Origin of the sequence: Saccharothrix hoggarensis (genome assembly GCF_042678885.1) — a bacterium.
GTDB classification, from domain to species: Bacteria; Actinomycetota; Actinomycetes; order Mycobacteriales; family Pseudonocardiaceae; genus Actinosynnema; species Actinosynnema hoggarensis.
The window spans coordinates 1-23722 of sequence record NZ_JBHTLK010000101.1; the positions used below are offsets into that span (position 1 = coordinate 1).

General features: G+C 72.7%; 22 protein-coding genes. 14 read left to right on the forward strand and 8 right to left on the reverse strand.

All coding sequences use genetic code 11. The features are described 5' to 3' along the window. Positions 1 to 181 precede the first annotated feature (181 nt). Together ACFQ3T_RS19475 and ACFQ3T_RS19480 are read left to right on the forward strand one after the other, a co-directional pair. A complete protein-coding gene (locus ACFQ3T_RS19475) occupies positions 182 to 1750 on the forward strand; it encodes a deoxyguanosinetriphosphate triphosphohydrolase family protein (protein ID WP_380724728.1) in 1569 nt (522 codons plus the stop codon). 180 nt (positions 1751 to 1930) lie between these two features. After that, positions 1931 to 4684: a S8 family serine peptidase gene (locus ACFQ3T_RS19480; protein WP_380724748.1), complete on the forward strand. Its 2754-nt coding sequence runs from the start codon at positions 1931 to 1933 to the stop codon at positions 4682 to 4684. 61 nt (positions 4685 to 4745) lie between these two features. Here the strand turns inward: ACFQ3T_RS19480 and ACFQ3T_RS19485 are convergent, their stop codons facing one another. Next, on the reverse strand, positions 4746 to 5723 hold the full coding sequence (locus tag ACFQ3T_RS19485) for a hypothetical protein (protein ID WP_380724729.1): 978 nt from the start codon (positions 5721 to 5723) through the stop codon (positions 4746 to 4748). Positions 5724 to 6035: 312 nt separating this feature from the next. Here ACFQ3T_RS19485 and ACFQ3T_RS19490 point away from each other — a divergent pair, with 312 nt between their 5' ends. From ACFQ3T_RS19490 to ACFQ3T_RS19510, 5 genes are all read left to right on the forward strand, one after another. Beyond that, positions 6036 to 6611 (forward strand): hypothetical protein, encoded by a 576-nt coding sequence (locus ACFQ3T_RS19490; RefSeq protein WP_380724730.1) that lies wholly within the window; start codon positions 6036 to 6038, stop codon positions 6609 to 6611. Further along, complete coding sequence (locus ACFQ3T_RS19495; RefSeq protein WP_380724731.1) at positions 6608 to 7279, forward strand: acVLRF1 family peptidyl-tRNA hydrolase; 672 nt, start codon at positions 6608 to 6610, stop codon at positions 7277 to 7279. Before ACFQ3T_RS19490 ends, ACFQ3T_RS19495 begins: the two co-directional genes overlap by 4 nt. A gap of 120 nt (positions 7280 to 7399) precedes the next feature. Continuing rightward, positions 7400 to 7816: a hypothetical protein gene (locus ACFQ3T_RS19500; protein WP_380724732.1), complete on the forward strand. Its 417-nt coding sequence runs from the start codon at positions 7400 to 7402 to the stop codon at positions 7814 to 7816. Positions 7817 to 7820: 4 nt separating this feature from the next. Continuing rightward, positions 7821 to 8336 carry a SigE family RNA polymerase sigma factor gene (locus tag ACFQ3T_RS19505; protein ID WP_380724733.1) on the forward strand — a complete coding sequence of 172 codons (516 nt, stop codon included), beginning with the start codon at positions 7821 to 7823 and terminating at the stop codon, positions 8334 to 8336. Next, entirely contained in the window at positions 8329 to 8832 is a 504-nt protein-coding gene (locus tag ACFQ3T_RS19510; protein WP_380724734.1) for a hypothetical protein, read from the forward strand. The genes ACFQ3T_RS19505 and ACFQ3T_RS19510 overlap by 8 nt, the downstream gene beginning before the upstream one ends. 108 nt (positions 8833 to 8940) lie before the next feature. On the opposite strand, the gene ACFQ3T_RS19515 is transcribed toward ACFQ3T_RS19510, so the two are convergent. Further along, entirely contained in the window at positions 8941 to 9714 is a 774-nt protein-coding gene (locus ACFQ3T_RS19515) for an SDR family oxidoreductase (RefSeq protein ID WP_380724735.1), read from the reverse strand. Positions 9715 to 9892: 178 nt separating this feature from the next. Between ACFQ3T_RS19515 and ACFQ3T_RS19520 the strand changes: the two genes are divergently transcribed. The 4 genes from ACFQ3T_RS19520 to ACFQ3T_RS19535 all read left to right on the forward strand — a co-directional run bounded on the left by ACFQ3T_RS19520 (position 9893) and on the right by ACFQ3T_RS19535 (position 14866). Further along, positions 9893 to 11521, forward strand: a complete 1629-nt coding sequence (locus ACFQ3T_RS19520) for an ABC-F family ATP-binding cassette domain-containing protein (RefSeq protein ID WP_380724736.1) — start codon at positions 9893 to 9895, stop codon at positions 11519 to 11521. Between the two features lie 176 nt (positions 11522 to 11697). Next, the gene (locus ACFQ3T_RS19525; RefSeq protein WP_015103570.1) at positions 11698 to 11907 is read left to right on the forward strand and encodes a helix-turn-helix domain-containing protein; all 210 of its coding nucleotides are present in this window, start codon (positions 11698 to 11700) and stop codon (positions 11905 to 11907) included. A gap of 66 nt (positions 11908 to 11973) precedes the next feature. Next, the gene (locus ACFQ3T_RS19530) at positions 11974 to 12789 is read left to right on the forward strand and encodes an enoyl-CoA hydratase/isomerase family protein (protein ID WP_380724737.1); all 816 of its coding nucleotides are present in this window, start codon (positions 11974 to 11976) and stop codon (positions 12787 to 12789) included. 169 nt (positions 12790 to 12958) lie between these two features. Beyond that, complete coding sequence (locus ACFQ3T_RS19535) at positions 12959 to 14866, forward strand: ABC transporter ATP-binding protein (RefSeq protein ID WP_380724738.1); 1908 nt, start codon at positions 12959 to 12961, stop codon at positions 14864 to 14866. 89 nt (positions 14867 to 14955) lie between these two features. Here the strand turns inward: ACFQ3T_RS19535 and ACFQ3T_RS19540 are convergent, their stop codons facing one another. Then, positions 14956 to 16524: a penicillin-binding transpeptidase domain-containing protein gene (locus tag ACFQ3T_RS19540; RefSeq protein WP_380724739.1), complete on the reverse strand. Its 1569-nt coding sequence runs from the start codon at positions 16522 to 16524 to the stop codon at positions 14956 to 14958. A 72-nt stretch (positions 16525 to 16596) separates the two neighbouring features. Further along, on the reverse strand, positions 16597 to 17337 hold the full coding sequence (locus ACFQ3T_RS19545; protein ID WP_380724740.1) for an SIS domain-containing protein: 741 nt from the start codon (positions 17335 to 17337) through the stop codon (positions 16597 to 16599). Between the two features lie 107 nt (positions 17338 to 17444). Here ACFQ3T_RS19545 and ACFQ3T_RS19550 point away from each other — a divergent pair, with 107 nt between their 5' ends. Then, entirely contained in the window at positions 17445 to 18200 is a 756-nt protein-coding gene (locus ACFQ3T_RS19550) for a DeoR/GlpR family DNA-binding transcription regulator (RefSeq protein ID WP_380724741.1), read from the forward strand. Between the two features lie 64 nt (positions 18201 to 18264). Here ACFQ3T_RS19550 and ACFQ3T_RS19555 read toward each other — a convergent pair whose 3' ends face one another. Beyond that, positions 18265 to 20394 carry a transglycosylase domain-containing protein gene (locus ACFQ3T_RS19555; protein ID WP_380724742.1) on the reverse strand — a complete coding sequence of 710 codons (2130 nt, stop codon included), beginning with the start codon at positions 20392 to 20394 and terminating at the stop codon, positions 18265 to 18267. Between the two features lie 120 nt (positions 20395 to 20514). After that, entirely contained in the window at positions 20515 to 20892 is a 378-nt protein-coding gene (locus ACFQ3T_RS19560; RefSeq protein WP_380724743.1) for a hypothetical protein, read from the reverse strand. A gap of 260 nt (positions 20893 to 21152) precedes the next feature. Here ACFQ3T_RS19560 and ACFQ3T_RS19565 point away from each other — a divergent pair, with 260 nt between their 5' ends. Both ACFQ3T_RS19565 and ACFQ3T_RS19570 read left to right on the forward strand, forming a co-directional pair. Beyond that, positions 21153 to 21971, forward strand: coding sequence for a lysozyme (locus tag ACFQ3T_RS19565; protein WP_380724744.1), 819 nt, complete (start codon positions 21153 to 21155; stop codon positions 21969 to 21971). Between the two features lie 19 nt (positions 21972 to 21990). Continuing rightward, the gene (locus ACFQ3T_RS19570) at positions 21991 to 22593 is read left to right on the forward strand and encodes a DivIVA domain-containing protein (RefSeq protein ID WP_380724745.1); all 603 of its coding nucleotides are present in this window, start codon (positions 21991 to 21993) and stop codon (positions 22591 to 22593) included. A gap of 47 nt (positions 22594 to 22640) precedes the next feature. On the opposite strand, the gene ACFQ3T_RS19575 is transcribed toward ACFQ3T_RS19570, so the two are convergent. Both ACFQ3T_RS19575 and ACFQ3T_RS19580 read right to left on the reverse strand, forming a co-directional pair. After that, complete coding sequence (locus tag ACFQ3T_RS19575; RefSeq protein WP_380724746.1) at positions 22641 to 23075, reverse strand: hypothetical protein; 435 nt, start codon at positions 23073 to 23075, stop codon at positions 22641 to 22643. Positions 23076 to 23290: 215 nt separating this feature from the next. After that, on the reverse strand, positions 23291 to 23722 hold a 432-nt coding region (locus ACFQ3T_RS19580; protein WP_380724747.1), incomplete at its 5' end, for a nucleotidyltransferase family protein.

A 23722-nucleotide genomic window follows, 5' to 3' on the forward strand; every position in this document is an offset into this window, starting at 1 on the left:
GTGGGAGAGTAGGACGCCGCCGAACATATCGTTGACCCTCAGGGGCATCCGTTTTGTGCGGATGCCCCTGAGGGCATTTTTGCGTTCAGAACCGCATTGCAGACGGTGGCGAACCGGTGACGGTCGGCGGTCCGCGTACCGGGCACGAGCCGAGCCGCGGCGGTGCGACTAAGTTCTGGTCATGCACGACGAGCACGCCGATCCCCGGACGCGGCGGCGTTCCGGTGGGAACGCCCCGGTCCAGGCCGATCTCGCCACGAGCCCGTTCCGGGTCGACCGGGACCGGGTCGCCAGCTCCCCGTTCTTCGCCCGCCTGGGCGGTGTCACGCAGGTCGTCAGCTCGACCGGCTCGGGCCTGCTGGTGCACAACCGGCTCACGCACAGCCTCAAGGTCGCCCAGGCCGCGCGGGCCATCGCGGAACGCCTCAACGCCCGCCCCGAGCACACCAACCTGCTGGACAAGCTCGGCGGCTGCGACCCGGACGTCGTGGAGGCCGCCTCGCTGGCGCACGACCTGGGCCACCCGCCGTTCGGGCACCTCGGCGAGCAGGTGCTCGACCGGCTCGCCCGCCACCGGTTCGGCCTGTCGGACGGGTTCGAGGGCAACGCCCAGTCGTTCCGGATCGTCACCACCACCGACGTGCGCGGCCCGGCCGCGGTGGGGCTCGACCTCACGGTCGCGGTGCGCGCGGCGATGCTGAAGTACCCGTGGACGCGCCTGTCGTACCCGCGGCCGCACCCGAAGGACATGTCCGCGCCGCCGCGTGGCGCGGCCGAGCCGTCCGACGGGCCGGGCACCGGCTCCAGCAAGTTCTCGGCCTACGTCACCGAGCTGGAGGACGTGGAGCAGTCCCGCGCGCCGTACGTGGGCAGGCTGGAGCAGTGGCAGCAGACCGTCGAGGCGTCGGTGATGGACACCGCCGACGACATCGCCTACGCCATCCACGACCTGGAGGACTTCCACCGGGTCGGGGTGCTCCAGCACGCCACCGTGTCGGCCGAGCTGAACACGTGGCTGGACAACGCGATCGAGCTGGCCGGGCTGAGCGCCGCCGACCTCGCCGCCCAGGAACGCCGACCGGGCCGTTCGCTGGAGGCGTTGCGCCGCCGGCTGCACGCCAAGGACTCGTGGGCCGTGGACGACGACGCGTTCGCGCACGCCGTGGCCAAGGTGCGGGCCGAGCTGGTGGACGGCCTGCTCGCCGTCCCGTTCGACGGTTCGGTGGAGGCGGAGCAGGCGGTCGCCGGGTTCTCCGCCCGCTGGACGCGGCGGCTGGTGGACTCGGTCGGCGTGGTCGAGGAGCCGACGACCCGGTCCGGGCACGTGGTGCTGGCCGTGCCGCAGTGGCACGAGGTGCAGGTGCTGAAGTTCGTGCACCGCCGGTTCGTGCTGCTGCGCCCCGACCTGGCGCTGCACCAGCGCGGCCAGGCGCGGCTGCTGACGGCGCTGGTGGAGGCGCTGGAGCAGTGGGTCACCGACCGGCACGAGGCGAACCGGCTGCCGCGCCGGTTGCACGATTTGGTGGAGCTGGCGGGCGCCGAGTACGCGGTGCTCGCCCGGACGGACCCGTCCGTGCTGGTGGGCGCCACGGGCGAGACGCCGTCGGGACCGGACGCCGTGCGGGCGTTGGCACGGGGCCGCGCGGTGGTCGACTTCATCGCGTCGCTCACCGACAACCAGGCCGCGGCGCTGCTCGACGCGCTGTCCGGCCGCACCGGTCAGCTGTGGACGGATGCTTTCGTACTGTGAAATGTGATGGCTCGACCATCTACCAAGTAGGCCGAACGGTGGCAGACGGTACTTGGCCGTGCGCAATACGTTGACCCCTCGGTCGGAGCGTTCCGACCGCCGGCCGCGTGCGTCGGGGGCACGCACGAACTGGGGGAGACGCCTGTGCGTTCACCGAAACGTCGGTTGCGAAGAGACACCGTGCTCGCGGCGGGCGCCGCGGTGCTGCTGGCCCTGGGCGTCGCGTCGCCCGCCTCCGCCGACCCGACCAAGGCGTCGAAGGGCGTCGAGGACCGGACGGCCGCGCAGATCGCCGCGTTGCAGGACATCAAGAAGTCGCTCACCGGTGCCGAGTCCAAAATGGACAGCGCGCTCGTGGTGGAGGGCCGTCGCCGGGCGAACGCCGGCACGTTGAGCAAGCTCCCCGCGCTCCAGACCGGCGTGAAGGTCCACAGCGGAAACACCGTTGTGGTGGACATCCGCGCGCACGAGGTCACCGACGAGCTGGTCGGCGCGGTCCGCTCGGCGGGCGGCGGCATCCGGTCCGTCTCCACCGAGGGCCGCACGGTTCGCGCCCAACTTCCGTTGGCGGCGCTGGAGAAGCTGTCCGCGCGCGGCGACGTGCGCCGCGTCGAGACGGCGGTCGAGGCCAAGACGTTCCACGTGCGGGACCGCAAGGCGGACCCGGTCGCCTCCAAGGAGGACAAGGCCGCCAAGATCGAGTCGCGCACCCGTGAGGCGCTGCTGGGGGCGCGGGCCGTCCGGACCGGCGAGGGCGACCGCGCGCACGCCGCGGACACCGCCCGCGACGACTTCCGCGTCACCGGCACCGGCGTGAAGCTGTGCGCGCTCTCCGACGGCGTCGACTCCCTGGCCGTGTCGCAGGCGTCCGGCGAACTGCCCGCGGGCGTGGAAATCCTGCCCAGCCAAGAGGGTTCGGGCGACGAGGGCACCGCGATGCTGGAGATCCTCCACGACATCGCGCCGAACGCGAGCCTGGGCTTCGCCACCGCGTTCAACGGTGACGCGAGCTTCGCCGACAACATCCGCGGCCTGCGCTTCCAGCTCGGCTGCGACGTCATCGTGGACGACGTCCTCTACTTCAACGAGTCGCCGTTCCAGGACGGTGTGATCGCGCGGGCCGTGGACGCGGTCACCGCCGACGGCGCGCTGTTCTTCTCCTCCGCCGGCAACGACGGCAACCTCGCCGACGGCACGTCCGGCCACTGGGAGGGCCGGTTCGTCGACTCCGGCGTCGGCGTCGGCAAGTTCGCGGGCACCGCGCACGACTTCAACCCGTCCCCGGACGCCAAGCAGGTGTTCAACCCGCTGTCCGACAGCTCCGGCAACGTCCCGGTGACGTTGTTCTGGGCGGACCCGCTGGCGTCGTCGTTCAACGACTACGACCTGTACCTGGCGAACGCGCAGGGCAACGTGGTGGCGTTCAGCCAGGGCACGCAGGACGGCACGCAGGACCCGTACGAGCGGCTGACCACGCCCGCGGGCGGCACCGGTCTGCGGCTGGCCGTGGTGAAGTTCCGCGGTGAGGACAAGTACCTGGCGCTGTCCGCCCTGGGCGGTCGCTTCAAGGACTCGTCGGACGGCCTGAAGAAGTTCTCGACGTCCGGCGTGACCCGCGGCCACTCGGCGGCCAAGGGCGCGATCAGCGTCGCGGCGGCCCCGGCGAACAACCCGCTGCCGTTCGACCTGGAGCCGGGCGACCCGGCCAACCCGCGGGGCCCGTTCCCGAACGCCTTCGACGGCACGCAGAAGCCCGAGCGGTTCACGTCCGACGGGCCGCGCCGGCTGTTCTTCGCGCCCGACGGCACCCCGCTCGACGAGGTCCGGCAGAAGCCCGACCTGACCGCGGCGGACGGCGTGCAGACCAGCGTGCCGGGCTTCAACCCGTTCTTCGGCACGTCGGCGTCCGCGCCGAACGCCGCCGCCATCGCGGGGCTCGTCCTGTCCGGCAACCCCGGCCTGTCCCCGGCCGAGGTGCGCGAGGCGATGACCGCGACCGCGATCGACATCGCGGAGGCCGGCGCGGACAACCGCACCGGCGCCGGCGTCGTGCGCGCCGACCTGGTCCTCGCCTACACCGGCGCGTCGCCGCAGCCGTTGGCGAAGGCGCTGAAGCCGTCCGTGGTCAACGACAGCGACGGCAGCCAGTACCTCAAGCCGGGCACCACGGCGACGCTCACCGTCCCGGTGCGGAACTCGGGTGACGGCCTGGCCGCGTCGACCAGCCTCGTGCTCACCACGCCCACCGCGGGCGTGACGATCGCGCCGCGGTCGAAGCACTACGGCAACGTCGAGGTCGGCCAGACGGTCACCAACACGTTCCAGGTGACCCTGCCCGCGACGACGCAGGTGGGCTCGGCCGTCCGGTTGGACGCGCGGGTGACCTTCGCCGGGTCGACGTCGCCGACCACGAGCACGTTCACGCTCACCGTGGGCGAGCCGTCGCGTGAGACGAAGACGTTCGCGTACGAGGGCCCCGTGGTCGCCATCCCCGACAACGACGCGGTCGGCGCGACGGTGGAGATCCCGGTCAGCGGCGTCGGCCGCGGGTCGCGGATCGCGTTCACCGTCGACGGCGCCACATGCAGCGCCGCCACGGGCGCGACCACGGTGGGCATCGACCACACGTTCGTCGGCGACCTGGTCGGCACGCTGACCGCGCCGTCCGGCGCGACGGCGACGGTGTTCCAGCGCAACGGCTCGACCGGCAACAACCTGTGCCAGGTCGTGTTCGACGACTCCGCCGAGCGGGCGTTCTCGACCGTGACCAGCGCGATGGCGCCGTTCACCGGCACGTGGAAGCCCACCACCTCGTTGAACGCGCTGCTCGCCGACCCGGTCGACGGCACGTGGAAGTTCAAGGTCGTGGACGCGGTGTCGTCCGACCGCGGCTCGATCCGCGCGGTCTCGCTGAAGATCAACGGTTACGTCTGAGTGACCGGCACGACGTGAAAAGGCCCCGGGAGCGCGCTCCCGGGGCCCTTGTCGTCATATGTTACTTCGGCCACTCCCAGCGGATGCCGAACACGCCGGGCCCGAAACCGAGCGCCACGGCGTGCACGCCGCCCGCGTTGTCCAGAGCGAGGTTGCGCCGCCGCGACGGCGTGTCGTCACCGGCGGGGACGCTGAACTGCTGGCAGCGGGCGGGCAGGTACGACGGGTCGAACCGCACCTCGATCACGTACTCGCGCACCGGCAGCCGGAACTTGCGGGCGAACGTGTTGTTCCCGGCCGGGTAGTGGCCCTCCGCGAACAGCAGCTCGTACTCCATGATGATGGTCTCGCCCCTGGCCAGGGGCCGGTCGAACATCATCTCGGCGACCATGATGTTGGCGTCGGTGTCCTCCGCGACCCGGCCGAGGTGGCAGTTGCGCAGGTTCACCACCGCCGGCAGCACGTCGGACTCCTCGGTCTCGAAGACCAGCGCCCAGCGGTCGGGGCCGTCCTGCTCGGCCCGGAGGATCTGCCGCACCCACACCGAGCGCTGACCGCCGTCGGCGGCGATCTCGATGCGGTCGTGCTGGCTGATCCGGCCCAGCTTCACGTCCGAGGACGTGTCCACCTTCGTGAGCAGGTTCGCGACCCGCTCGCGACGCGCCCACAGCGCGTCGATCGGCATCATCGTCGTGGGTCGCGACCGCCTCCCGCGCGGTCGCGGCGGGCCGAGCAGCGCGGACAGGCCGGACTGCGGCACCCCGAGCACCGTCTCAAGGTGGCGCAGCGCCTCCAGGGACTCCGGCCTCTCAGGTCGACGGCGGCCGGACTGCCAGTAGCTCAGCGTCGCGACGCTGATGGTGACCCCGCGCAGCGCGAGCCGGTGCTGGATGCGGTCGAGACTCAGCCTGCTCGCTTTGATCGCGGCTCTCAGCGCCTCGGGGAAGGGCCCCGTGGTGAGAAGCTGCGCAAGACTGCCGTGGCCCGTCGAGTCGAGGTCGTCGACGGACAGGTTGGGTCGACCGGCAGCGTTGGTCATTGTGACTCCCCGCTGTCATGAGATCACGCCCCAGTGACCCTACCCGCCAACGCAGGGCGTTGGTGCCTTCCGAGCGGAGTCAATGGTTGGTCCATACGGGTTACGAGTTCACTGGGATGGGCATCGTTCTGTCAAGTGGTGATCGCCTGTGCTTCTCCCTTTGTAAACCCGTCGGTAACATTGTGCAACGGGGGCGGCCCGACCGCTGCGGCACCCCCTTCGGAGCCGGCGCGCGCTGATCGCGGTCCCGGTGGCCCCCGCGTGGCTCGGGCCGTTGGCGGAGGCCGCTCCGTTGGCCCTACTGTGTGCCCGGTGACGGCCGCCCAGGACCTCGTGCCCCTGCCGGAGGACCCGCTGACGGAGGTCGCCGCCGCCGTGCTCGGTGCCGGCCACCACACCGTGCTCGACCTCGTGGACGTCGTGCGCCACCACGGCGGGCCGCCGGTCGACGTGGTCCGCGCGGGCGACGACCTGCTGCCCCGGTTGGCCCACGAGAACGCGCTCGACCAGGCGCTCCTGCTCGCCCGACAGGCCCTGCGCCCCGGCGGCCTGTTCGTCGCCGCCGTGCCCGAGCTGGACAAGCTCGGCTCGCTGCGGCCCACCGCGCCGCCGCCGAAGGTGTCCGGGCGCGGGCCCGACCGGCAGGTGACCGTGCAGCTGTGGGACTGGTCGCCGGACGGCGAGTCGTACGCGCTGGAGGTCGTGCAGCTGGTGCGCGGCGCGGAGACGTGGGAGGTGGCGAACACCGTGGCCACCCGGCACCGCGTGCTGTCGCCCGACCAGGTCTCGGCCGCGCTGGCGGAGGCCGGGTTCGGCGCCGTGCAGCGGCTCTCGCCCGCCGAGTGCGGGCACCCGCTGCCGGTGTGGGTCGCGGTCGCGCCGGCATGAGCCGGGTCCGCCCGGTCGCCGGTGGTGGGCGGGCGGTGGAGGTGCCGCCGGAACGCCTGGAAGGGTGGTTCGACCGGTTCGCGTCCCGGCACGGCGGTGTCGTGTCGACGTCGGTGACGGCGTCCCGGTGCCTGGTCACGGCGGTGGACGGGGCCACGGCGTCGGTGTCCGCCGCGTTCGGTGAATTCACCCCTCAGGGTGACGTTGATGGTCTTGTGCTGGACGCGCTGCTGGCGAACGCGTGCGCGCCGCGCCGGATCGGGTTGCTGCTCGTGCGGCTCGGCGGGCACAGCATCGGGGTGGCGCAGGACGGCGAGGTGCTCGTGTCGACCACGGACAGCCGCCAGGTGCACGGGCGCAACAAGGCCGGCGGGTGGTCGCAGCAGCGGTTCGCGCGGCGGCGGGAGGGCCAGGCGCGGGTCGCCCTCCAGGCGGCGGCGGACGACGCGGCGCGGGTGCTGGCGCCTCGGGTCGGCGAGTTGGACGCCGTCGTGCTGGGCGGTGACCGGCAGGCGTTGGACGCCTTGCGGGGTGACCGCCGGTTGGGCGAGGTGTTCGCGCTGGCGTCACCGAGGGTGTTGGACGTGCCGGAGCCGCGGCGGGCGGTGCTGGACGAGGCGGCCGTGCGGGCGCGGGCGGTGGAGGTCGTGGTCCGCGAGAACCCGTGACGCCTGCGAGAACCCGTGGGAACTCGTGGCAACTCGTGACAACCCCCGCCGGACCCGACCGCATTCATAAGGGTGAGGGGGCGCCGACCGGCGGTGGCTCCAGGAACCCGAGGAGCAGATGTGCTGCGCAAACGACTCGTGCTGGCGGCGGGGGCCGTCGTGCTCGGCGGTATCGCCGTGGCGGTGCCCGCGCTCGCGTCCGGCGGCGGCGACGAGGCTCCGGTCCGGACCACGACCCAGCCGCCGGGCACCACGGCGACCTGGTCGCCCACGTCGGTCCCCGTGACGACCACCACCGCGCCGCGGCCGACCACCACCGCGCCGCCGTCCACGACCAGCGTCGAGGTCACGCCGCGGCCGACGTCGACCACCCGCCCGCCGGTGACGCCGACGTACACGACGTCGCCCGGCGTCCCCGTGACGACCACGACCAGGCCGCCCGTGACGACGACCAGGCCGCCGGTGACGACCACGACGCCGTGGCCGGCGCCGACGACGCCGTACCCGACGAGCACCACGGTCACGACGAGGCGCTGACGGCGTGAGCTGGGACGCGGAATTCACCCACTACTTCGACCGGTGCGCCGACTCGATGCGCTTCACCGCGTTCTTGTTGTGCGGCAACCACCACGAGGCCGAAGACGTGGTGCAGTCCGCCTTCCTGAAGCTGTACCTGGCGGGGCCGGGGCTCGCGCACCGGGACGGGCTGGACGCCTACCTCCGGCAGATCGTCGTGCGCACGTTCCTGGCCGAACGCCGCCGCGTGCGGTGGAAACGGGAGAAGCTCACCGACGTGCTGCCGGAGGTTCCGGCGGCGGGGTCGTTGAGCGAGGACAAGCTGGTGGTGTGGCAGGCGTTGGGCGCCGTCCCCGCGAAGCAGCGGGCGGTGCTCGTGCTGAGGTACTGGCACGACCTGGGGGTGGAGGAGACGGCCGCGGCGCTCGGTTGCTCGGTGGGCACGGTGAAGAGCAACACGAGCCGCGGCCTCAAGGCGTTGCGGCAGAGTTTGGGACCGGAGTTCGGGGCGTTGTGGCAGGAGGTGTCGCGCGGTGCTTGAGGACGAGCTGAGGAAGACGTTCGAGGAGCTGAACATCCAGCCCTTGCCACGCACGTTCGGCGCCGTGGACATCGTCCACCGGGGCGCGCGGGTCAGGCGCCGCCGCCGTGGCTACGCGGTCGCGGCCACCGGCACCGGCACCGCCGCGATGGTCGCGGTGGTGGTCGCCGTCGCCCTGAACCAGTCGCCGGACCCCGCGGACGACTCCCCGGCCGGGCCTCCCGCGCCGGTCGGCACGAGCACGACGAGCGCCCCGCACGTCCCCCCGAGCCCCACCGTGACCGCGCCGCCGTCGACCACCGCCGGCGCCACCACGGGGCAGCCGCCGACGTCCACCACGACCAGACCGTCGGTGGGCACGACCGGGCAGCCGGCCACGCCCACCCGCACCACGACGCCGAACACCACCGGCGTGGGCCTCACCACGACGACCGTCACCACGACGACCGTCACGACGCCGAGGCTCACCGGGGCGTTGCAGACCACGACCCGCTGACAGGTCCGGAGCCCTCCTGGGGACGCCCGCACCTCGGCAGCGGCGCATTCGACTGTTAATCGAAGGGTTAGTGGTACTCGAAGGGTTACCGGCTCGAGCGCCGCCGGATCAGCCCAGGGTGCCGGTGGAGAGCAGGCCGCCGTCGACCCGGACCGTCTCGCCGGTGATCCACTCGGCCGCGTCCGAGGCCAGGAACGCCACCAGCCGGGCGACGTCCTCCGGCGTGCCGAGCCGCTTCATCGGGTAGCCGGCGGCGGCCTCCTCCTCGCGCCCGGTGTAGAGGGCTTCCGCGAAGCGCGTCTTCACGACGGCGGGCGCGACGGCGTTCACCCGCACCTTGGGTCCGAGCTGCCACGCCAGCTCCTCCGTCAGCCGGATCAGCGCCGCCTTGCTCGCCCCGTACGCCGCGATCACGCCGGTCGACCGCAGGCCGCCGACCGACGCGATGTTCACCACCGCCCCGCCGTGGTCGCGCATCCACGCCTTCCACGCCAGCTGCGTGAACCCGAGCGCGGCGACGACGTTGACGTCGAAGATCTTCCGCACGGCGTCGAGGTCGGCGTCCATCAACGCGCCGAACACGGGGTTGATGCCGGTGTTGTTCACCAGCACGTCCAGCCGCCCGAACCGGGCCACGGTGGCCTCGACTGCCTCCGCCCGCTCGTCGGCGTTGCCCGCGTTCCCCGGCACCGCCAACACCCGATCGGGTGACACGCCGGTCGTGGCCGCCAGAGATTCCGCGGCCGCCGCGACGGCGTCGGCCTTGCGCGAGGTGATCGTGACCGACGCGCCGCGCGCCAGCAGCTCCGCCGCGATGCCGTACCCGATGCCGCGGCTCGCGCCCGTGACCAGGGCGGCCCTGCCCGTGAAGTCCGAAGTCATGGCGGCAAATCTAGGCCCGTCGCCCGCGGTGGGGCATGCGTCGGACCTATGCCGGTGGACACACCCGGGAAATCCGGTGGCCATCACCCGTAGACTGGGGTCGTGGTCATCTTGCTCGAGTAGGTCCCGCGCTGAGCCGCGCCGTTGACCTCGCACGACCACGATCCCGGAGTAAAACTTGATCACCGCAACCGATGTCGAGTTGCGCGCTGGTTCGCGCATCCTGCTGTCCGGCGCCACCCTCCGCGTCCAGCCCGGCGACCGCATCGGCCTCGTCGGCCGCAACGGCGCCGGCAAGACGACCTCCCTGCGCGTCCTCGCGGGCGAGGGCCAGCCGTACGCGGGCGAGGTGCGCCGCACCGGCGAGCTGGGCTACCTGCCGCAGGACCCGCGCGAGGGCGACCTGTCGGTCATCGCGAAGGACCGCGTGCTGTCCGCCCGCGGCCTGGACCAGCTGCTCCGCGACATGGAGAAGATGCAGTCCACCATGGCCGAGCTGGTGGACGACACCGAGCTGCAGAACGCCGTGCGGAAGTACGGCCGCCTCGAAGAGCGGTTCGCCGCCCTCGGCGGGTACGCGGCCGAGAGCGAAGCCGCCCGCATCTGCGCCAACCTGGGTCTCGCGGACCGCGTGCTGGCCCAGCCGCTGCGCACGCTGTCCGGCGGTCAGCGCCGCCGCGTCGAGCTGGCCCGCATCCTGTTCGCCGCCTCCGAGGGGGGCGTGGGCGCGAAGTCCAGCACGATCCTGCTGATCGACGAGCCCACGAACCACCTCGACGCCGACTCGATCGCGTGGCTGCGAGGGTTCCTGAAGTCCCACGAGGGCGGCCTGGTCGTGATCAGCCACGACGTGGAGCTGCTGGACGACGTGGTGAACAAGGTGTGGTTCCTCGACGCGACGCGCGGCGAGGTCGACATCTACAACATGGGCTGGAAGAAGTACCTCGAAGCGCGCGCCGCCGACGAGAAGCGCCGCCGCCGCGAGCGCGCCAACGCCGAGAAGAAGGCCGGCGCGCTGATGGCGCAGGCCGACAAGATGCGCGCGAAGGCCACCAAGGCCGTCGCCGCGCAGAACATGGCCCGCCGCGCCGAGAAGCTGCTGTCCGGGCTGGAGGACACCCGCCAGGCGGACAAGGTCGCGAAGATCCGCTTCCCGCAGCCCGCCCCGTGCGGCAAGACGCCGTTGACGGCCGAGGGGTTGAGCAAGTCGTACGGCTCGCTGGAGGTCTTCACGGGCGTCGACCTGGCCATCGACCGCGGCTCCCGGGTGGTCATCCTCGGGCTGAACGGCGCGGGCAAGACGACGTTGCTGCGCCTGATCGGGTCGATGGAACGCCCGGACAGCGGCGAGGTGATCGCCGGTCACGGGCTGAAGCTCGGCTACTTCGCCCAGGAGCACGAGACGCTCGACCACGAGGCGTCGGTGTGGGCGAACATCCGCCACGCCGCGCCCGACGTGCCGGAGCAGCAGCTCCGGTCCCTGCTCGGCACGTTCCTGTTCAGCGGCGAGCAGCTCGACCAGGCCGCGGGCACCCTGTCGGGTGGCGAGAAGACCCGGTTGGCGCTGGCCGGGCTGGTGTCGAGCGCGGCGAACGTGCTGCTGCTGGACGAGCCGACCAACAACCTCGACCCGGCCAGCCGCGAGCAGGTCCTCGACGCCCTGCGCCGCTACGAGGGCGCCGTCGTGCTGGTCACGCACGACCCCGGCGCGGTGGAGGCCCTGGAGCCCGAGCGGGTGATCCTGCTGCCCGACGGCACCGAGGACCACTGGTCCCAGGAGTACCTGGAGCTCGTGCAGTTGGCCTGAGCCAACGGTTTTCACACCTCGTCCCGCACGGTGAGCGCTGATCGACCCTGCGTGATCACACGACCGCTCGCCGATCATTTCGCTTGATCACCTGGCGTTCTTGGTCTCCGTGTTCGATCATTGCGACGACAGGGGCTTTCAAGGCCCGACCTGCTGTCTACGGAAGGCGGGACAAGGTGGCTGACCTGAAGAAGGGCGCCCGGATCACCGGCGCCACGCGGGACAAGCTGGCCGCTGACCTGAAGAAGAAGTACGAAAAGGGCGCGAGCATCCGGGCGTTGGCCGAGTCCACCGGACGCTCCTACGGCTTCGTGCACCGGGTGCTCAGCGAGTCCGGTGTGCAGCTGCGCGGTCGCGGTGGCGCCACCCGCACGAAGAAGAAGTAAGCTACCCTCCGGTAACATCTAGGCGCCGAGGAGAGACGACGCCTGACGAAACCCGGAGGTCCACACATGTCGGCACCGACCACCATCGACGCCGACCTGCTGGAACGCGGAGGCGTGCGGCTCGTTGTCGAGGGACCGCGCGCGACGATCACGCTCGACCGTCCCGACGTGCTCAACGCACAGACGCCGTCGACCTGGGTGGCGTTGCGGACGATCGGCGAGCAGCTGGGCCCGGACGTCCGCGTCGTGGTCGTCCGGGGTTCCGGTCGCGCCTTCTCCGCCGGGCTCGACCGGAGGATGTTCACGGGTGCCCCGGTGGAGGGCGAACCGGGTCTGTCGGAGATCACGCGGCGCGGACCCGAGGACGGTGCGGCGCTGATCGCGGAGTTCCAGGAAGGTTTCCGCTGGTTGCGCGACCCGGCCCGGGTGACGGTCGCCGCGGTGCGCGGGCACGCGATCGGCGCGGGCTTCCAGCTCGCCCTCGCGTGCGACTTCCGCGTGGCCGCCGACGACGTCAAGTTCTGCATGGCCGAGACCTCCCTCGGCCTCGTGCCCGACCTGGGCGGCACGCTGCCGCTGGTGCGCCTGGTCGGGTACTCGCGCGCGGCCGAGATCTGCCTCACCGGACGCCGGGTCGGCGCCGAGGAGGCGTTGCGGATCGGCCTCGCGAACGTCGTCGTGCCCGCGGACGGGTTGGACGCGGCGGTGGACGACCTCGTCGCGCAGGTGTCGCGGCCGATGCCGGGCGCGGTCCGGGAGACGCTGGCGCTGCTGGCGTCGGCGGCGGACGGCGCGTCCGAGGCGGAGCAGCTGCGGGCCGAGCGGGAGGCCCAGGTGCGCCGGCTCGCCGAGCTGAGCGCCCTGGCGGGTCCCCAAGCCTGACCACAGGTCTGTCCAACGGCCTGACCGCGGGTCTGTCCGCCGGGTCTGTCCACCGGGGCGGTACGCGATCTTCGGTGCGCGGTGGCCGCGGTGGACGTGACGCCCGCCCACGCGACCCGGATCACCCGAGCGGGGAACGCCACGCCCTCCGCCGGCGTTGCTGTCTACCGTGGACGGTTCCTGGGGTTTGATGCGCAGCGCGATGCGGGCGTCCGACGTGCCTGCCGGGGTACGGCCCGGCACGTTCCGCCGGGTGTGGGGGTTCGCCGGACCGCACCGGGCGAAGCTGGTCGTGTTCCTGCTGCTCACGGTCGTGTCGGCGGTCCTGGCGGTGAGCACGCCGGTGCTCGCGGGGCGCGTGGTGGACGCGATCGTCGGCGGCCGGGACGTGTCCGTCGTCGTGTGGCTGGCGGTGGCGATCGCCGGCATCGCGATCGTGGACGCGGCGCTCGGCCTGGTCGAGCGGTGGCAGTCGTCGCGCATCGGTGAGGGCCTGATCCACGACCTGCGCCGCGCCGTGTACGAGCACGTGCAGCGGATGCCCGTGGCGTTCTTCACCCGCACGCGCACCGGCGCGCTGGTGAGCCGGCTGAACAACGACGTGATCGGCGCGCAGCGGGCGTTCACGTCGACGCTGTCGGGCGTGGTCACCAACGTGATCCAGCTCGGCCTCTCCCTCGGCGTCATGTTCACCCTTTCGTGGCAGGTGACGGCGTTGGCGCTGCTGTTGCTGCCGGTGTTCGTGCTGCCCGCCCGGAAGATGGGCACCCGGATGGCGGAACTCCAGCGCGAGGCAGCGACCCTCAACGCGGGCATGACGACCCAGATGACCGAGCGGTTCTCCGCGCCCGGCGCGACGTTGGTGAAGCTGTTCGGCCGTCCCGAGGCGGAGGTGGAGGAGTTCGCCGAGCGCGCCGCGCGGGTCCGCGACATCGGCGTCCGCACGGCGATGGCGACGCGGTGGTTCCTGACCGGCCTCACGCTGGTGTCGGCGCTGGCCACGGCCCTGGTCTACGGGCTCGGCGGGTACCTGGCGCTGACCGGCGACCTGGCCGCGGGCACGGTGGTGTCGCTGGCGCTCCTGCTCACCCGCCTCTACTCGCCGCTGACCGCGCTGGCCAACGCGCGGGTCGACGTGATGACGGCGCTCGTGTCGTTCGAACGCGTGTTCGAAGTGCTGGACCTGAAGCCGATGATCGCCGAGCCGGACGAGCCGCGCCGCGTGCCGGACGGCCCGGTGTCGGTGGAGTTCGAGGACGTGCGGTTCGCGTACCCGGCGGCGGACAAGGTGTCGCTGGCGTCGCTGGAGTCCGTGGCCACTTTGGACGCGCGGGGCGGCGAGGAGGTGCTGCACGGCATCAGCTTCCGCGTCGAGCCGGGGCAGCTCGTGGCGCTCGTCGGGTCGTCCGGCGCGGGCAAGTCGACCATCGCGTCGCTCGTGCCGCGCCTGTACGACGTGGACGCCGGCGCGGTGCGGCTGTCCGACGTGGACGTCCGCGACCTGTCGTTCGAGTCGCTGCGCGGCGCGGTCGGCGTGGTCACCCAGGACGGCCACCTGTTCCACGACACGATCCGGGCGAACCTCGCCTACCCGCGGCCCGAGGCGACCGAGGACGAGCTGTGGGACGCGCTGCGCCGGGCCCGCCTCGACCACCTGGTGGAGTCGCTGCCCGACGGCCTCGACACCGTCGTGGGGGAGCGGGGCTACCGGCTGTCCGGCGGTGAGCGGCAGCGGCTGACGATCGCCCGGCTGCTGCTCGCCCGGCCGCGCGTGGTGATCCTGGACGAGGCCACCGCGCACCTGGACTCCGAGTCCGAGGCGGCGGTGCAGGTGGCGTTGACGGAGGCGTTGCGCGGCCGGACGGCGATCGTGATCGCGCACCGGCTGTCGACGATCCGGGCGGCGGACCAGATCCTCGTCGTGGAGGACGGGCACGTGGTCGAGCGCGGCACGCACGCCGGGCTGCTGGCCGCCCGGGGCCGGTACGCCGACCTCTACCGCACCCAGTTCGACGAGACGCCCGACCCGGAGGACTCGGACGCGGCGGCGGACCTGGAGACGTCCGGCGCGGTGTGACGGTGTGACGAGTCGGTCTGCGTGTGACGGCCGGCCTGCGTGTGACGGGTCCGGGGCGGGCGCGGCGGCCCGACCCGGACCCGTCGGCGCTAGAGGCCGCCGAGGAACGTGCCGGTGGCGGACACCGCGACCTTGGACGACCCGCCGTCCACGACGAGCACGGAGAACGCCAGGTCGCCGCGGTAGCCGATGAACCAGCCGTGCGCCCGCGTGCCGTCGCCGAACTGGGCGGTGCCGGTCTTGCCGCGCACGCCGCCGTACCCGGCGAGCTCCCGCGCGGTGCCGCCGGTGACGACCTCGCCCATCATCGACCGCAGCGCGCCCGTGACGTTGCCGGGCAGCGGCGCGGGCCGGTCGCCCTCGGTGGGGATCTCGCGGATCAACTGCGGCACGGGGGTGCGCCCGGTCGCGACGGTGGCCGCGGTCAGGGCCATGCCGAACGGCGTGGTCAGCATCTGGCCCTGGCCGATGCCGGCCTCCACCCGGGCCGGCACGGAGTCGGCGGGCGGGATCTTGCCGGTGTTCGTGGTGATGCCCGCGACGGCGAAGTCGGACGCCAGCCCGAAGTAGGCGGCGGCCTGCGGCAGCGCGGCGGCGGGCAGCTCGGCGGCCAGCCGGCTGAAGCTGGTGTTGCACGACGCGGCGAACGCCCGGCGCAGCGGCACCGTGCCCAGCTCGAACGAGTCCTCGTTGGTGATCTGCCGGGTGCCGATGGTGGCCTTGCCGGGGCACTCGACGGGGGTGTCCGCGGTCGCCAGGCCGGCGGTCAGCGCCGCGGTGGCCGTGACGACCTTGAACGTCGAGCCCGGCTCGTAGTAGCCCTGCAGCGAGATGGGGCCCTGCGCGTCGGCGGGCGCGTTCTGCGCGATGGCGAGGATCTCGCCGGTGGACGGCTGGACCGCCACCAGCACGGCCGCCTGCCCGACCTGGTCGACGGCGGCCTGCGCGGCGGTCTGGGTCTTCGGGTCGAGCGTGACCGTCATCGTCGGTCCCGGCACGGCCTTCTGCTCCTGCAGCACCGCCACCGGCGCGCCCGCGGCGTCGACCACGGCGACCTGCCAGCCGGGCGCGCCGGCCAGCGAGCCGACGCTCTGCCGCACCGAGCCCATCACGGTCGGCGCGAAGCCCGCCGGCACCGGCTGCCCGGTGCGGTCGAGCAGGGCGCCGTCACCGGGGAGGGCCGAGTAGGCGAGGCTCTGGCCCTCAGTGAGCCGCGGGTGCAGCACGGTCGGCGCCCAGCGGACCCGCCAGTGGTCGTCGACTTGGCGCAGCTCGATCGTGGTCTGGTACTTGAACGGCACGCCGCCGGGCAGCGTCCACGTGACGTTCGCGTCGAGCGACGCGGTCGTCGTGCCCTCCGGGACCTGCGGCGCCGAACCGATGGTCGCCTGGAACCTCGCGTCCGGCATGCCCTGCTGGGTGCGGGCGATGGCGGCCCCCGCCGCGTCCGCCGCGTCGGTGACCGCCGCCGCCTGTCCCGCCTGTCCGGACATCATCGCGCTGACGAACTGCTGGGCGACGGCGGCCGGACCGGGCCGCGACGGCTTGGGCGCGGCCTGCGGTTCGTCCGACCACAGCACGATCCCGCCCGTGACGATCACCGCCACCGCCGTGAGCCCCCCGGCCGCCAGCACCCACCGCTTCGTTCTCGTGTTCACGAATAACCCCCCTTGTACGTCGGAGGTTAACTCGAACGTGTGGAGGTTTCGTGAACAACGGCGCAGCCCGGATCAGCCCAGTTCGGGCACCCTGGTCTGGTACTTGCGCAGCAGGTCCGCGTTGGCCGCGTCGCCGCCCTCGACGTTCGCGCTGCGCCACAGCGGCAGGCTCACGCCCGCCTTGGCGGCCTTGTCGAACAGCCGCACCATCAGCAGGTTCCACAGGAACGTGGTGGCGATCGTGGACACCGCGGCGATGGCGGGGGCGTCGGCCGGGTAGGTGGCGTCACCGGGCGGCACCATGTTGTCCAGCACCACGGTGGCGTTCTCGGCGAGCGTGGTGCCCGCGCGTCGCGGCGCGAGGGCGCTGGCCGCGACCGACGTCACCGCGACCACCGGGCAGCCCGCGTCCGCCGCGAGCACGGCCAGCTCCACCGGGTACGGGTTCACGCCCGAGGTGGAGAACACGAACAGCACGTCGTGCGGGGCGAGCCCCGCCTCGCGCAGCACCTCGGCGGCCAGGCCGGAGCGGCGCTCGGCCGCCGTGCTGCTGACCGCGCCGTGCATCGGGAGGAGCTCGGGGTGGTAGACGGGCCGGACGCAGGCCAGGCCGCCCGCCCGGTAGAACGTCTCGGCGACGGCGGCCAGCGAGTGCCCGGCGCCCGCGGTCAGCACCATGCCGTCCGCGCGCACGCTCGCGAGCAGCAGCTCGGCCACGTCGTCCAGGGCGGCGGCGTTCTGCTGCTCCACCCGGATCAGGTGGTTCCGCACGACGTCGCCGTAGTCGGAGTCGGTCACGGTCTCGCTCGTCATGCGATCCTCCAGTGGTCTATACCAGCGTGTCGCCAAGTCCTACCGGATCGTCCCACCGCCCGCCAGCGTGTTGACCTATGAACATCATCGGTGTTCAGATGAACATCATGGATGTTGCGCAGCGGCACGAGCTGATCCTCCAGCGCCTCAGGGGCGGCGAGCGGGTGCCCGTCGGCGCCCTGGCGGAACTGGTGGGCGCCTCGGAGATGACGGTGCGGCGCGACCTCGACGCGTTGGAGCGCGACGGGCTGCTCCGGCGCGTGCGGGGAGCGGCGGTCAGCATGCTGACCGGCGAGGAGACGCCGTACGCGGCGCGGGCGCGGCAGCGGTCGGAGGCCAAGCGGCGCATCGGCGCGGCGGTCGCCGCCCTCGTCGACGACGGCGAGACGGTCGTGCTCGACGGCGGCAGCACCACCGTGGAGGTGGCGCGGAAGCTGACCGACCGGCGGCTGACCGTGCTCCCGCTGTCCCTGCACGCGGCGGACGCGTTGCGCGCCGCGTCGCAGGTGCGGCTCGTGCTGCCGGGCGGCGACGTCCGGCCCGGCGAGCTGGCGTTCGTCGGGCCGCTGACCGAGCACGCGTTCGACGTGATGCGGTTCGACACGATGGTGCTCGGCAGCTGCGGCCTGAGCGCGCGTGACGGCGTGTCGGCGCACGACCTCGCCGAGGGCGCGGTGAAGCAGGCGGCCGTGCGGGCGTCGGCGCGGGTCGTCGCCGCGATCGACAGCTCGAAGTTCGGGCGGACCGCGTTCGGCCGGGTGTGCCCGGTCGAGGAGATCGACGTCCTGGTCACCGACTCGGACGCCCCGGAGGACGAGGTGTCACGCCTGCGGGAGGCCGGGGTGGAGGTCCGGCTCGTGTGACGTCGCGCCGGCCCCGGCCGGCCGGGTGTCGCCGGGTTCGCCCCGCGGTCCGCGCCGACGCGGCTCAGGGCCGGAGGTAGCGCGGCTCGACGGCCGGCAGCGGCTTCTCCGGCAGGCCCGCGTGCGCCTTCGTCATGAAGTCGAACCAGGTCCGCGCGGGCAGGGTGCCGCCGTAGATGTCGCCCTCGCCGCACAGGCGCGGCGGGCCGGCGTTCACGCAGATGCCGCTCGGCGACGTGCTGTCGTTGAACACCTGCACGGCGCCCGCGTAGTCCGGCGTCGCGCCCAGGAACGCCGCCGACTTGTACTCCTCCGTCGTCCCCGTCTTGCCGAGCGCCGGCCGGGTCCACCCGAACTGCTTCGCCGCCGCCGCCGCGGTGCCCTGGCCCTGGTCGTCCTCGCTCATCCCGACCGCCAGCGCGTTCGCCAGCGGCTCCTCCACCACCTGCTCGCACGGGTCGGCGAACTGGACCACCTGGCCGTGCCGGTCCCGGATCTCCACGATCGGCGTCGGCCGGCACCACACGCCGCCGGACATGATCGTCGCCGCGACGTTCGCGAGCTCCAACGTGTTCGTCGGCGCGGGGCCGAGGGTGAACGACGCGTTGCCCGCCGACTTGTAGAACTCCGCCTGCGTCACCCGCAGGTCCTTGCGCTGCGACTTCGGGTCGGGCGGCACGCCCGCGATGTTCGTCGCCATCGTGTCCCGCATGCCCAGCCGCGTCGCCATGTCGACCACGGCGTCCAGCCCGACCCGTTCCTCCAGGATCACGAACCCGGTGTTGGGGGACGTCGCCAACGCCTGCTTCAGCGTCATCCGGGGCGGGTAGCGGTCGTTGTGGTTGCTCAGGCAGTACCAGTACGTCGACGGCTCGCCGGTGCCCGGGCAGTTCGGCGCGCCACCGCGGAACACGCGCGAGACGTGGGAGTTCGGCGTGTCGATGACGGTCTCGATGCCCAGGCCCTTCTCCAGCGCCGCCGCGGCCGTGAACACCTTGTACACCGAGCCTGCGCCGAACTTGTTCTCCACGCCGCTCGGCAGGTCGAACTGGGTCTGGAACTTGGCCTGGTCGAGGCCGTAGTCGCGGTTCGACACGAGCGCGACGACGTCGTGCCGCTCCTTGCCGGGCCGCACCACGGCCGCGGTGTTCGCGATGCCGGGCGTCGTCTTCGGCACCTGCGCGTCGGCGGCCTGCTTGGCCTGCAGCGTGAGCGTGCGGTCCAACGTGGTGCGGATCGTGTAGCCGCCGATCTTGAGCTGGTTCAGGTGGAACCCGTTGCGGGTCAGGTGGTTCACCACGAACGAGCAGAAGAAGCCGAACTCGGGCCCCGCGCCGACGCAGCCGGTCGGCAGGGGCCGGACCGGGTTGGCCAGGCCGAGCGGCGCGCGCTTGTGCACCGCGGCCTGCTCGGGGGAGAGCTTGTCGTTCTCGACCATGAGGTCGATGACCATGTTCCGGCGCTCGGTCGCCTTGTCCGGCCGGGCCTCCGGGTCGAGGAACGTGGGGCTGTTGACCAGCCCGGCGAGCATCGCGGCCTGCGGCACCGTCAGCTTGTCGGGCGTGGTCTCGAAGTAGGCCTGGGACGCCGCGGCGATGCCGAAGACCGTGCCGCCGAACGGCACCACGTCCAGGTAGCGCGACAGGATCTCGTCCTTGGTGAGCTGCGTTTCCACGTGCATCGCGATGCGCGCCTCGCGCAGCTTCCGGGAGATCGTCTGCTCCTGGGCCTCCTTCTGGCCGCCGACGTCCTGCCGCTCCAGCACGTGCACCAGGTGGTTCTTGACGTACTGCTGGGTGATCGTCGAAGCGCCCTGGGTCACGGCGCCCTCGGACTGGTTGCGCAGCGCGGCCCGGATCGTGGCGAGCCAGTCGACGCCCTGGTGCTCGTAGAACCGCCGGTCCTCGGCGGACACCAGGGCGTCCTTCATCACCTGGGCGACCTTGTCCGGTGGGGTGAGCACGCGGTACTGGTCGTAGAGGTAGGCGAACGGCACGCCGTCCTTGTCGGTGATGGTCGTCATCAGGGGCGGCGGCGAGTCGAGCAGGTTGATCGACATCGCCGCGACGTGGTCGCTCATCCGGTTCGACACGAGGCCGGCCGCCCCGACGACCGGCAGCGCCACGCCCGCCAGCAGCAGCCCCGCGACCAGGCAGAGGCCGGCGAGTTTCGCGAGACAATCCGCGGTTCGCATGTACCGAAAGTACGCTCGGACGGGCTACTGATAACGCCGGCGGAACCAGGTTCACTGCAACGTACGGATAATCGCGCCCCGACGTTTAGCCCGGCTTTGTTCACCCGATCGTGGAAGTATTTACGCTGCGTCAGAGCGGCTGAACGCAGCGCTCGCGAGATCGGCGGCGTGGCGCATCGCGGCGGCGTGCAGCGCCGTCAGCGACAGGGCGTCCGCCTGGGCCGCCGGGTCGCCCTCGGCGGGCTCCAACCGGGACTCCGCGGTCACGTAGACGACGCACTCCGCCGCCACGCTCAGCCGCCGGGCCAGGAACGCCACGGCCCGCATCAACCGCTCGGCCTCGGCCTCGGTGATCGGCACGACCCGCGGCGCGTCCGCGTCGACCTCCTCGGCGAGGTCGCGGAGGTGGGCCCGGCACGCCAGGCCGCGATCCCACAGGCCGGCCGCCTCGTGCAGCGACTCGATGAACGGCTCCCAGTCGACTTCGGTCGAGGTCATGGTTCCCACCTTCCGTACGTCGTGCCCATCACCGAGTGCCCCTGTACATGACACTTCAAGCCCTCATTTCGCCGGTGCGTGGGAATTGATCTCGGTCCACCCGGGTCGGGCGGTCACGTCGCGTGCCTGCAAAGGCGCTTTGCGTCATTCGGACGGGTGGAATGAACATCTACAGGTTGTCCTGTGTGTTGTGGTGGTAGTCCGTTTCCCAGAGACTCGGCGCTCCACCGACACCCGGTGGAGAAGGGGAGGAATGTGCCATGGCGGCGCGATCCCACAGGTGGAAGTCCCGCACGACCACGTCCGCTGTCGTGGTGGCCTTGCTGGCGTGCGCGCACGCGCCCGCGGCGGCGGCGCGGTCGCTGCCCGAGGGGTCCGCCGACCACTACGCGGGCTCCCAGATCGCGAAGCACGAGGGCGCGGTCCCCGTCGCCGCGGCGGACCTGGCGCTCGACGGGCCGACCGTCCCCGGCATCGACGTGAGCAGTCACCAAGGCGACGTCGACTGGCCGTACTGGTGGGGCCAGGGCAAGCGGTTCGCCTACGTCAAGGCCACCGAGGGCACCGGCTACCGGAACCCCAACCACGCCCAGCAGTACAACGGCTCGTACGGGGTCGGCATGGTCCGCGGCGCGTACCACTTCGCGCTGCCCGACCGCTCGGACGGCGCCGCGCAGGCCCACTACTTCGTCGACCACGGCGGCGGCTGGAGCGCCGACGGCCGGACGCTGCCGGGCGCGCTCGACATCGAGTACAACCCGTACGGCGACAACACGTGCTACGGCCTCACCCCCGAGGCGATGGTGACGTGGATCAGGCAGTTCAGCGAGACCTACCACGCCCGGACGGGCCGCCCGCCCATGATCTACACGTCCACCTCGTGGTGGGACAGGTGCACCGGCCGCGGGGCCGACCTCAGCGGCACCAACCCGCTGTGGGTGGCCCGGTACGCCGACAGCGCCGGCCCGCTGCCGTACCGCTGGACCGCGCACGCGATCTGGCAGCACACCTCGACGCCCATCGACCAGAACCTGTTCAACGGCACCATGGACGACCTCGTGGCGCTGGCCAGGGGTTGAGTCCGGAACGGCGGAAGCCATGCACATCGACGAGTCCCAAGGCATCCCGTTCCGCGTGCGGTTGCGCGGTTACGACCGGCAAGAGGTGGACGAGGAGCTGGCCCGCCTGAGGCGGGAGCTGGACGTGCTCCGGGTGGACCGGGACGCCGCGGTGGCCACCGCCGACGACCTGATCCGGCAGCTGGAGGAGGCGCGCAGCGAGCTGGCCGAGTACCGGGTGCTGCACGCGGGCTACTCGAAGGACAACGCCGTGTCCGGCTGCATCCGGTACCTGATGCACGTGGCGAGGCAGAAGGCGGACGCGTTCGAGACCGACGCGCGGGAACGCAGCGAGCAGATGCTCAAGCGGGCCGAGGAGGTCGCGCGGCAGCAGGCCGTGCTGCTCGACGAGACCGAGCAGGAGACGCAGCGGCGGCTCGCCGACGCCGAGCAGCGCGCCCGCGAGATCGTGCAGCGGGCGACGGCGGAGGCCGGCGCGCTGCTGGCGGGTCAGGTGGACCAGCAGGACCGCTGGACCCCGGAGACTGCGGCGGCGCTGGACGTGCCGGTGCCGCGGCTCACGTCGGGGCCGCTGCAGGTCATCCAGCCCGACACGGAGGAGCAGCGCCCGACGACGGCCTGACCTGCGTGCGGGGTCGGTGGGACGGCGCGGTCAGTGCGACGGCGGGGTCAGTGCGAGCGCGCCTCGATGCACGTCCCCTCGCCGTTGGTGCCGTCCACCACGAGCAGCACCTCGTCCGGCCGGACGTGCCCCATCACGCACGCCCGGTCGCCCAGGCGCAGCGTGTAGACGACGCCCGGCGGGGTGGCGCCGTCCGCCGACGCGGTGAACGGCTGCACGTGCACGTCGTTCGCCGGGTAGCCGGCCGCGGTGAACACCCCGCGGGCCGCGTCCAGCCCGAAGATCCGCTCCCGGCACAGCCGTTCCAGCTCCGGCCGCACGAGCCCGGCCGCCGTCAGCGCCGCCGCGTGGTCACCGGCGGAGAGCGGCGGGCGGTGCTTCCACCGGTTGTTCTCCACGGGGTTCGGCGGGCCGTCGTGGTCGCGGGTGCGCTGGGGCGCCGGCGTGGATGGGACCGGTGTGGACGGGGGCGGCTGGGCCACGTCCGCGACCTGGTACCGGGCCTCGCAGGCGGCGAGGGTCGGCGCGGACGTCGTGGTCGTCGGGGGCGCGGGCCACCGGCGACTCCGCCCGGTGGTCGGGTTCCGGGCCGGGCGACGTGCAGCCGGCCACGGCGACGAGCACCAACGCGAGCAGTCCACCCCGGGGAAGCGCCACCCCACGACTGTGGCACAACGCCCGCCGCCGCGTACCCGGTTCAGGTGGGGAGGTCCCGCGGGTGGTCCACGTCGGCGCCGTCCGCCACGTCCCCGCACGGCACGTCGAGCGCGCCGTGCTCGCGCAGGTAGTCCCGCGCGCCCGCGTCACCGACCGCCGCCGCCGACACCGCCGGCCAGTGGTCCGCGCCGGTCAGCGCCGGGTGGCCGGGCGCGCCGTCGTACGAGGCGCGCGCCAGCGACGCCCGTGACGCCAAGGCCCGGAACCGCTCCACCGCCGCCACCGTGACGCCCGGAGTGTCCACGGGCAGCACGACGACCGCCTCGACGTCACCGGCGCCGGCCAGCGCGGACAGCCCCGCGCGCAGCGACGACCCCATGCCGGACGCCCAGTCGTCGTTGTCCACGACGACGCAGCCCGCCAGCGACGCCCGCGCGCGCACCACCGCCGCCGAGGCGACGAGCAGCACGAC